Origin of the sequence: Aeromicrobium sp. (assembly GCF_036676885.1) — a bacterium.
Classification (GTDB): Bacteria; Actinomycetota; Actinomycetes; order Propionibacteriales; family Nocardioidaceae; genus Aeromicrobium.
Genome location: NZ_JAKFCB010000073.1, coordinates 1 through 3,804, shown reverse-complemented (window position 1 = coordinate 3,804; position 3,804 = coordinate 1). Strand labels below are relative to the sequence as shown.

The 3,804-nt window shown below is 68.6% G+C and carries 4 protein-coding genes and 1 pseudogene; 2 read left to right on the top strand and 3 right to left on the bottom strand.

The genetic code is table 11. The features are described from left to right. Window positions 1-335 (top strand): annotated as a pseudogene (locus tag V6M46_RS03940) (CCA tRNA nucleotidyltransferase); the annotation flags it as partial. Then, window positions 335-934: a TetR/AcrR family transcriptional regulator gene (locus tag V6M46_RS03935; RefSeq protein WP_332662463.1), complete on the top strand. Its 600-nt coding sequence runs from the start codon at window positions 335-337 to the stop codon at window positions 932-934. The pseudogene V6M46_RS03940 and the gene V6M46_RS03935, both read left to right, overlap by 1 nt. Before the next feature lie 47 nt (window positions 935-981). Here V6M46_RS03935 and V6M46_RS03930 read toward each other — a convergent pair whose 3' ends face one another. From V6M46_RS03930 to V6M46_RS03920, 3 genes are all read right to left on the bottom strand, one after another. Continuing rightward, window positions 982-2,076 (bottom strand): inositol-3-phosphate synthase, encoded by a 1,095-nt coding sequence (locus tag V6M46_RS03930; protein ID WP_332662462.1) that lies wholly within the window; start codon window positions 2,074-2,076, stop codon window positions 982-984. A gap of 23 nt (window positions 2,077-2,099) precedes the next feature. After that, a complete protein-coding gene (locus tag V6M46_RS03925; protein WP_332662461.1) occupies window positions 2,100-2,714 on the bottom strand; it encodes a PadR family transcriptional regulator in 615 nt (204 codons plus the stop codon). A gap of 211 nt (window positions 2,715-2,925) precedes the next feature. Further along, on the bottom strand, window positions 2,926-3,804 hold an 879-nt coding region (locus V6M46_RS03920; RefSeq protein WP_332662460.1), incomplete at its 5' end, for an Ig-like domain repeat protein.

Genomic DNA, 3,804 nt, shown 5'->3' with positions numbered 1-3,804 from the left:
GCCGTTACGTTCGCGACGCCGGCGACCAGCTCGAACGCCTGCACATCCTGACGCGCGCGGACTCCACGACCCGCAACCAGAAGAAGGCGCTGCGCCTCCAGCGGACGTACGACGAGCTCGAGGAGCGGATCGCGGTGCTGGCCGAGCAGGAGGAGCTCAGCTCGATCCGCCCCGACCTCGACGGCGCGCAGATCATGGAGATCCTCGGCATCCCGCCCGGACCGGAGGTCGGCGAGGCCTACCAGTTCCTGCTCGACCTGCGGATGGATCGCGGGCCGCTGAGCGAGGCCGACGCCACGGAAGCCCTCAAGGCCTTCTGGAACGCCCGCAGCTGATGTCCGAGAGCAGCACCGAGCGTCACAGCGACGGCCGGATCGCGCGCGGGGAGCGTACGCGTGAGGCGATCGTCGAGGCGCACGCCGAGCTCTTGCGTGAGGGCGTGCTGAAGCCGACCGCGAAGGCCATCGCGGAGCGGGCCGGCATCTCGCCGCGCACCCTGTGGATCAACTTCAAGGACCTCGAGACATTGCTCGAGGCGACCACGGCGTACTGGCTCGACGCCGATGCCGTGCTCCGCACACCGATCGATGCGTCGCTCCCGCTGGCCGCGCGGATCGACCAGTTCTGCCGCCAGCGCGCCCTCCGGCTGGAGCACCTGGCACCGGCTGCACGGTCAGCGGTGCTGGGCGAGCCGTTCTCGCCGGCTCTGGCCGCAGCGCGGCGCGAGCTGATCGAGCGCCTTCGCCGAGACCTGCTCGAGACGTTCCCGGCCGAGCTTTCGGCGGCGGGTGGTGTGGACGGTGCGTTGTGCATCGCCCTCATGGCCGCGGCGAGCGGCATGACCTGGTCCTTCGCCCGCGACGACCTGGGCCTCGACGTCGACGCCGGCACAGCGATCATGCGCGACACGTACGCCCGCCTGCTCGGGGCATGACGAAGGGCCGGCCCCACAGGACCGGCCCTCCGACGTACGGGTGCTGCTCAGCGCTCGACTTCTCCAGCGATGTACTTCTCGAGCATCTCGCGACCGAGGTCGTCGGGACGCTGCTCCGGGGGCGACTTCATCAGGTAGGACGAGGCCGACAGCAGGGCGCCGCCGATGCCACGGTCCTTGGCGATCTTCGCCGCACGGATCGCGTCGATGATGATGCCGGCGGAGTTGGGCGAGTCCCAGACCTCGAGCTTGTACTCGAGGTTGAGCGGGACGTCACCGAAGGCGCGACCCTCGAGGCGGACGTAGGCCCACTTGCGGTCGTCGAGCCAGGCCACGTAGTCCGACGGACCGATGTGGACGTTGCGGTCGTCGGCGGTCTTGCCACCGAGCGGACCGGTCAGGTTCGACGTCACGGCCTGCGTCTTGGAGATCTTCTTGGACTCCAGGCGCTCGCGCTCGAGCATGTTCTTGAAGTCCATGTTGCCGCCGACGTTGAGCTGGTAGGTGCGGTCCAGCACCACGCCGCGGTCCTCGAACAGCTTGGCCATCACGCGGTGGGTGATGGTCGCGCCGACCTGGCTCTTGATGTCGTCACCGATGATCGGGACGCCGGCGTCCTCGAACTTCTTGGCCCACTCGGGGTCGGAGGCGATGAAGACGGGCAGGGCGTTGACGAAGGCCACGCCCGCGTCGATCGCGCACTGCGCGTAGTACTTGTCGGCGATCTCGGAACCCACCGGCAGGTAGGAGACGAGCACGTCGACCTTCGCGTCCTTGAGGGTCTGGACGACGTCGACCGGCTCGGCGTCGGACTCCTCGATGGTCTCGCGGTAGTACTTGCCGAGACCGTCGTTGGTGACACCGCGCGACACGGTCACGCCGGTCGGCGGGACGTCGGCGATGCGGATGGTGTTGTTCTCCGAGTTGTTGATCGCGTCGGAGAGGTCGAAGCCGACCTTCTTCGCGTCAACGTCGAACGCCGCGACGAACTCCACGTCGTTGACGTGGTAGTCCCCGAACATGACGTGCATCAGGCCGGGCACGGTGCCGTTCGGGTCGGCGTTCTTGTAGTACTCGACGCCTTGAACCAGGGAGCTGGCGCAGTTGCCGACTCCCACGATGCCTACGCGAACTTTCGCCATGGCTGATCCTCCTGCTTTCTCACTCAACTGATTTCGGTGCTGAGGTCTGTGGTGGGTACGACCGGGGGTGTGGTCGTCGTACGGGGTGGAAGCTTGGGGCCGCTGCGGTCCTGGCTGGCGCGCTCGGCCTCGATCAGGTCGGTGAGCCAGCGGACCTCGCGCTCGACCGACTCGGTGGCGTGCCGCCGGAGCTCGGTCTGGTAGCGGTCGGAGCCGCTGCTCAGGGCGCGGGCCCGGTCGAGCCGCTCCTGGAGCCGCGAGCGCCGGCCTTCGAGGATCCGCAGCCGGACGGCGTCGTCGGTGCGGGAGAAGAACGCGAACCGCATGTTGAAGTTCTCGTCCTCCCACGCGGCCGGTCCGGCGTCGGTGATCTCGGAGGCGAAGTACTCGATGCCCGCCGGGGTGATCTGGTAGACGATCCGGGCGCGCCGGGACACCGGGGTGCTGGTCGCGACGACCTCGGTGATCCATCCGGCCCGGAGCATCCGCTTGAGCGCGGGGTACAACGAGCCGTAGGAGAGCAACCGGGTCCAGCCGAGCAGGAGGTTCAGACGCTTCCGCAGCTCGTAGCCGTGCAGCGGGGACTCCTGGAGGAGTCCCAGCACGGCGAGCTCGAGAGTCGCGCCCTTGCTCGGCATCGATCCTGCTTCCGGTCGGTCCGTTCAACTTGATATGTCGAACGGTGGTATCGCAGCAACCTATCGCACCGATATATCAACTCCGCAAGTTCATTCTGCGTTCTCTGCTGAGATGCCGACCACTGCGGACAGGACGAACCGGGATGAAACAGCACAGAAACGACACGAGGCACTCCCCGGGTGGGGAGTGCCTCGTGGGTGAAGCTGTTTGTCAGCGCACGACGTACAGCACGATCCGTGGCGAGTTCGACGCCGCGATCTGGGCGTTCCCGGCGTACCTGGCCTGGAGCGAGTGCCGGCCCAGAGTCAGCACCGGGAGCAGGAACGTCTTCTTCCCGCCGTTGCTCGCGACCAGCGTCATCGTCTTGATCAGCCGCGATCCGTCGTAGACCCGGATGGCTCCGGTCTTCGGCAGCGCCGCGGTGACGGTCACGTAGAGCGTGCCGCGGGTGCCTCGCTTGATCCTCGTCGCCTTGAGCCGGACGGCCGTGGTGGAGCGCAGCTTCGCGACCACCCCCGCCGCCGAGTTGGCCGAGCCGGGCGCGTACCCGGCCGCGGTCGCGGTGACCCGGACGCTGATGCTGCGCGCCGCATCAGCGGCGACCAGCTTGTAGGTCTTGCCGGTCGCGCCGCTGATCGCACCGCCCCCGCGCAGCCACTGGTACTTGTACGTCGCCGCGACCGCGGGGCCCGCGGCACTCGATCCGAAGCTTCCCGGGGAGGCCGTCAGCGTGCTGCCGACCGTGCGGGTCCCGGTGAACGACGGTGAGGTGACCTTGACCAGGGACGGGTAGGACACGATGAAGGAGCGCGCCGCACTGGTGCCGAGCGAGGCTCCCGAGCCGTCCAGCGCGGTGACCGTCCAGGTCCAGGTGCCGTCCGCGAGCAGCGCCGGCCAGGCGTAGGCCCGGGCGGAGGTGGTCACCGCAGCCGGCGAGGTCTTGCCCGGCGGCGCGGTCAGGTTCAGCCGGTACGACGCCACCGGTGCGGTCGTCGAGGACGACTCCCAGGTGAAGAGCGCCCCGTTGCCCAGCACCGAGGCGCCGGGGCTGGGGTTGAGCAGGGTGGGGGCGGCGCCCGCCGAGGAGAA

Coding starts and splice junctions, on each gene's coding strand:
- V6M46_RS03930 (WP_332662462.1), bottom strand. CDS start 2,076: ATGGCGAAAGTTCGCGTAGGCATCGTGGGAGTCGGCAACTGCGCCAGC.
- V6M46_RS03925 (WP_332662461.1), bottom strand. CDS start 2,714: ATGCCGAGCAAGGGCGCGACTCTCGAGCTCGCCGTGCTGGGACTCCTC.
- V6M46_RS03935 (WP_332662463.1), top strand. CDS start 335: ATGTCCGAGAGCAGCACCGAGCGTCACAGCGACGGCCGGATCGCGCGC.